Origin of the sequence: Micromonospora rosaria (assembly GCF_001567585.1) — a bacterium.
GTDB classification, from domain to species: domain Bacteria; phylum Actinomycetota; class Actinomycetes; order Mycobacteriales; family Micromonosporaceae; genus Micromonospora; species Micromonospora rosaria.
In genome coordinates this window covers 1-4925 of record NZ_LRQV01000240.1, presented here as the reverse complement: position 1 = coordinate 4925, position 4925 = coordinate 1, and the positions used below count along the sequence as shown (strand labels likewise).

General features: G+C 60.2%; 5 protein-coding genes. 2 read left to right on the top strand and 3 right to left on the bottom strand.

The window, feature by feature from the left end:
• Positions 1-237, bottom strand: a 237-nt coding sequence (locus tag AWW66_RS33210) for an RRQRL motif-containing zinc-binding protein (protein ID WP_281179650.1), incomplete at its 3' end; no start/stop codon positions are given.
• A complete protein-coding gene (locus tag AWW66_RS31300; RefSeq protein ID WP_067374214.1) occupies positions 237-482 on the bottom strand; it encodes a DUF6284 family protein in 246 nt (81 codons plus the stop codon). The genes AWW66_RS31300 and AWW66_RS33210, both read right to left, overlap by 1 nt.
• Before the next feature lie 910 nt (positions 483-1392).
• On the opposite strand from AWW66_RS31300, the gene AWW66_RS31295 reads away from it, so the two are divergent.
• Both AWW66_RS31295 and AWW66_RS33205 read left to right on the top strand, forming a co-directional pair.
• Entirely contained in the window at positions 1393-2559 is a 1167-nt protein-coding gene (locus AWW66_RS31295) for a hypothetical protein (protein WP_067374211.1), read from the top strand.
• Between the two features lie 4 nt (positions 2560-2563).
• Positions 2564-3121 carry a cysteine hydrolase family protein gene (locus AWW66_RS33205; RefSeq protein WP_083979258.1) on the top strand — a complete coding sequence of 186 codons (558 nt, stop codon included), beginning with the start codon at positions 2564-2566 and terminating at the stop codon, positions 3119-3121.
• A gap of 82 nt (positions 3122-3203) precedes the next feature.
• On the opposite strand, the gene AWW66_RS33200 is transcribed toward AWW66_RS33205, so the two are convergent.
• Complete coding sequence (locus AWW66_RS33200) at positions 3204-4625, bottom strand: ATP-binding protein (protein ID WP_083979256.1); 1422 nt, start codon at positions 4623-4625, stop codon at positions 3204-3206.
• Positions 4626-4925 lie beyond the last annotated feature (300 nt).

Sequence of the window (4925 nt, the reverse complement as noted above, 5' to 3'; positions counted from 1 at the left end):
GGGGGTGGCGGTGCGCTTCGGCCGGGCCAGGTCAACCCGGTACAGGTACGCGACGCGGGTGCCACCAACACCGCGCCACATGACCTGCGCGGCAATCGGCTGACCACCGGGGCGCAAGCCGGCGGCACGCAGTTGACGGCGGGTGGCGTAGCCGGACGGGGCACCCTGCCACCAGAACGTAGGGATACCGAACTTCGTCCCCTCCGGGTCGTAGTAGGCGGCACGGATGCGCGACATCAGGCTGCGCGATCCGGGCCGGTGGTGCGGGTGGACACCTCGGCGGCGGCACGGGTCACACGCGCTTCGGTGCGGCGCAGCCGACGCCAGTTCAGCGGCGACGGGCCGCCGTGATCCTCGGCGTAGATCAGCGTGATCTGCGCGTCCAACACGTCCAGCTCGGCGGCGATCAGCGGCCACTCCGATTCGATCGCGGCCAGGTCGGCGGCGGTCGGCGCGGCGGCGGCGGAAAGTTTGGTGATCACTTCGATCGGTTCCTTCCAGGACGGCGAGAGCGCACGGCCGGCAGGCAGGAGCGGCAGTGACCCTCATCGGGTGCCAGTGCGGCGAGCCGCCCACACCGGTTGCAGGTACGCCACACGGCGCTGTTCTTGGTGGTCACTCGAACGGCAGCGACAACGCTCACGGTCACGACGGCTCACCTCCACAAGCGGGATCAAGGACGGGAAGACCCCGGGGTGAGGCCGCGCACCAGATCAGCGCGACACCCACCCCGGGGCAGATGCAGAGAGGCAGAAGACGTTCCGCGCGCCAAGACCCGACCCGCTCGGCCCGCTCGCTCGGGATCTACCGAGGTCGGCCACCGTGTGACTCAAGGCGGGAATACCGCAAGCCAGATCAAACGCGGCGCTTCTGCTCTTGAGTTGTCAAAAACCAACCGCACAGCGGGACGTAGGCGCGCAGCGCTGTTACGCACTGCCTTCCCCGGACCCCAGCTGACGTAATACAACGTGGCGCTGTACTCGTGACGCTACAACGCCACGTTGTATTCGCGCAAGCACCCGTACCACGTAGGCTTGTACTGATGACTGACGCTGACCTGCCCGCCGACTGGTGGACGACGGACCACGTACGCACCTACCTCGCCTCGGTGGGTGCCCCGATCAGTCGCGCTACCTGGGCTTCTTACGTCTCACGCGGGCAGGCTCCCGCGCCTGACCGGATGTTCGGCCGTTCCCCGGCGTGGCAGCCCGAGACCATCCGGAAGTGGCAGGCCGAGAGGCCGCGCAGAGGCACCGCCGGCTAGGTCGGATCATCAGGTGCCTCCTGTCCTCGGCTCCCGTTCGCGGCGGCACCTTGCTCGCCTGCCAATGAGACTGCCTGCCGGGCAGCGATCCGGGCAGGTACTACGCACGGACACGAAGGACACGGCCTATGTCCAATGAGGTCGTTCGGCAGTTCAAGCCGAACCTTGTGCTGGTCAACCGCCGGAAGGCCGTTGGCTGGGAGTCGCGCAAGCGCGCCGCGCGGGAGCTGCACCGCGTGGGCCAACAGCGCGGCATCCGGGAGACGCCCACGGTCGAGGCCATCGAAAAGGCGATGTACCGCCACGAGACCGGGCGCGTAGCGGTCACTGACCCGATCTACCGGCAGCTTTACTGCCTGGCGTACGACGCAAAGCCTCACGACCTGTTCGGCGAGTTGACCGGCAGCGCCGAGGAACGGCCGCACTTCACGGCACGATCCCACAAGTTCCTGACAGCGTTCCTCGGCGCTAAAGGCGCTGCCCGGCTACGCGGAAGCGCCGGCTGTACGGCAGCCCCGGAACAGTGGCACACCTGCTACTCGACTCCGGTCGAGCACCCGGAAGGTGATTGCACCCTTTACGTCTGGCCGTGCGGGTCGGCAATCTTTCACCTTGTCGAGCACATCCAGTTATCCACGATCGCGGCACTAGCCGCGTGGCGGGAGGTGTCGTACGGCGACAACATTAAATGGGCCATTGATTACCTCGCGCCCATCGCGCCAGCCGAGGACGCATCAGCGGTGTATGTTCTCGGCGCTCAGTGGGTCGTTGAATCAGCGTGGCCGGCTGAACTGCTAGAAACGGCGCTTCGCATCATGTCGACACCAAAGGTACTGCTGCACCGTGGCCGCGCCATGGACGACGAACACTTGGCGCATGCGGAACTGATCGAGCAATCGTTGATATCTGAAGGGTACGACCATGGAGGCATCGAATCATTCGGCGTACGGGGAATCTCGGCAGGTTACGCCTCATGGTCCGGCGTCGTGTACCACCCGATCTCAGCCGAGCGTTCCTTAACGGAAGCGGAGTTGATCGCTTGCGAGCTAGCGATTCAATCCATGTGGGCGTATTGTGACGCAATCGCGCGCCAGGTAGAGCAAGGAAAAGACCCACGGGTGCCGCCGGAATATGGGTGGCGCTACCTTCGGGGAGCACGCTCCCGACTCACTGTTTCCCGCCTACGGGAAACCGGACAGCACCAGGCGATGCGCCGAGCAGTTCTACGGACGTGTGACCTAATGCCAGCCCTAGATCAAGCCATTGAAACCCTCCGCGACACGGATCGAGGTTGAGCCAATGACAACGGGCCGCCCTGTGCTGGTCGTGACCGACATGCAAAACGGCTTCGTACGCGAACAGTCAGCGCACATCGTCCCCGTCGTTGTCGACTTGGTACGCCGCTGGCAGGCATCTGGCGGCGATACGCTTTTCACCCGGTACCTAAACTACCCTGGCAGCCCTTTCGAACGCTTCTTCGGCTGGAAAAGACTTCAAAACTCGCCCGAAACTGACATTGTGCCCGAGTTGATTCCCTATGCCGAACGCGCAGCACAACTCGACAAGACAATATACAGCCCGTTCACTTCCGAGGGAGAAGATCTGTTCGATAGACAGGGATGGCGTGAGTTTTACTTCTGCGGGATCGCCACCGAAAGCTGCGTCCTGAAGGGTGCCGTGGATGCCTTCGAACGCGGTCTAACTCCATGGTTAATCGCGGATGCCTCTGCCAGCCATGCTGGCGAGGCCGCGCATAGCGCTGGCCTCCTCGTTGCTCGGCGCTTCATTGGCCCAAGCCAGGTCATCAACCGAGATGAAGTTTCACGACGCTTGGCGCTCAGAAGCGTCACGGGTTGATATAGGGCATTGGCCAGCACCGAAAGATAAGGCCTCACAACCACCGCCCACGCACCCAACTAACGAACGCCGCCACCCTCACCTATTTCAGGGCCTTCCTATAAGCATAGCCCCGTCCCGCCGTGCCCGGCGCATGTTCGATTTCACCGACTCGAATCAACCGCTCGAAAATCTTCTTCATCTTGCTCTCCGAACCAATGCCGGTAAGCTTTCGCGCTTCTTCGTTTCTAATAGTAGGATACTTTTCGAGATGCTTGACCACCTGCTGTTCAGGCGACGCAAGGCTTTCGTGTCGAATAGTAACGAGAACCGAGTTTTCTCGCTCGCGGACAATCGGGTCACGCAAGTTCAGTTTGCGCATAAATTCGAACGCCGTGTCCAAACCTTCCCCAACATCTTTGTTCGGAGGGTTAGGAAATCTATTAAGGTGGCGAACAAGATTTGGGTTGCGACTCAAGCGTTCCGTCAAAATGTTGTCTGGACGAATATGCCCAGGCAGCCGGCCAGGGCTTTCCACCTCGACCCGGTTTTCGAATATTCGGATGTGCACATCATCCGTAACGCTGTAGTCTCGATGCAAAACAGCATTCGTGATAATCTCATGAAGCGTTTCGGTCGGATATCGGACCGTTCGCAATCCGTCATCGTCCAGGAAGGCAGCTTCGGAAATTACATCAACCGTCTTTTCGATCGCAGCATACACCTGAGAATAGAGATTGCCTTCCACGGTAATCGGATCACTTACTAGTCGATCCCGCGTCGACTCTTCGGAACTATACCTATAGATCTTGATTCCACATCGCTTCGGCAGGATCGCCTGCGGCAAATCCGCAAAAAGCAGCACCGAGGCAACGGTGGGCTTCGCCCCATGCGTTAAGTACTGACCTCGCAAGTAGATCTCAGGTTCCGCCGTCGGAACAGCCTCCATCAGGTACTCAATGATGGCGAGAGAATTGGTAACCTCCTCGATCGGCACAGACAGCGTCTCATCCTCAAATGATTCCACGCCCTTATGCCGACGAAGGGCTACGATTGCTTCCTCAGTGGATACCGGCTGATTACCAGCGCCGAGACGTTTGAATATCTTTCCATCACTTGATTTTCGCACAAAACGCGACTTCCGCGCGTTGACGTGCAGTACGAAGCCAGGAAACAGGCGGGCATTCCTATCGGCTGGGTCAACTTCTAAGAATTCACCATCGAGATCATCGCCGAACGGAGATACAATCTCGAAAGACTGAAGGTGCGAGTTGGCATCTTCAACTCGATCGAAACCCCGCCAATGAAATATGTTTGCATCTTTTTCTTCTGCTATGCCAACATACAAGTCGCCACCATCAGCATTTGCAAACGCACTAAGCGACTTCGTTAGCTTCGACGGCGCTACCTCACGAGCCTTGAAGTCAAGAAAATGGCTTTCCTGCTTAGACAGCAGCTTAGCCGCATCCACCGACGATATGCGAACCACCTGCACTTTGCCTCCCGCGTTAAGCACTGCAACCATCGGCCCGTCCCTGATCCCTCTACATTCGACCATGCTTGCGGGGCAAGCTTCCAGGTCTGGATGTCCACTCTTGCCCCCTCAAGGCGACACGTAGAGCAGCCAGACAGCTGCGCCAGGAGGGCGGCCCTACGTCTCAGTTTCCGTCTCGTTCGGGAGTGACCGCGCGGGGTCGCCGACGGCGTCCCGCCTCTGACTCGACTGGTCAGGACGTTGCCGTACCACGGTGAACGCACAACCACAGACTTGGAAAGCGTGTTGGGTTCACACCCTCACGAGTTCGAATCTCGTATCCTCCGCTCG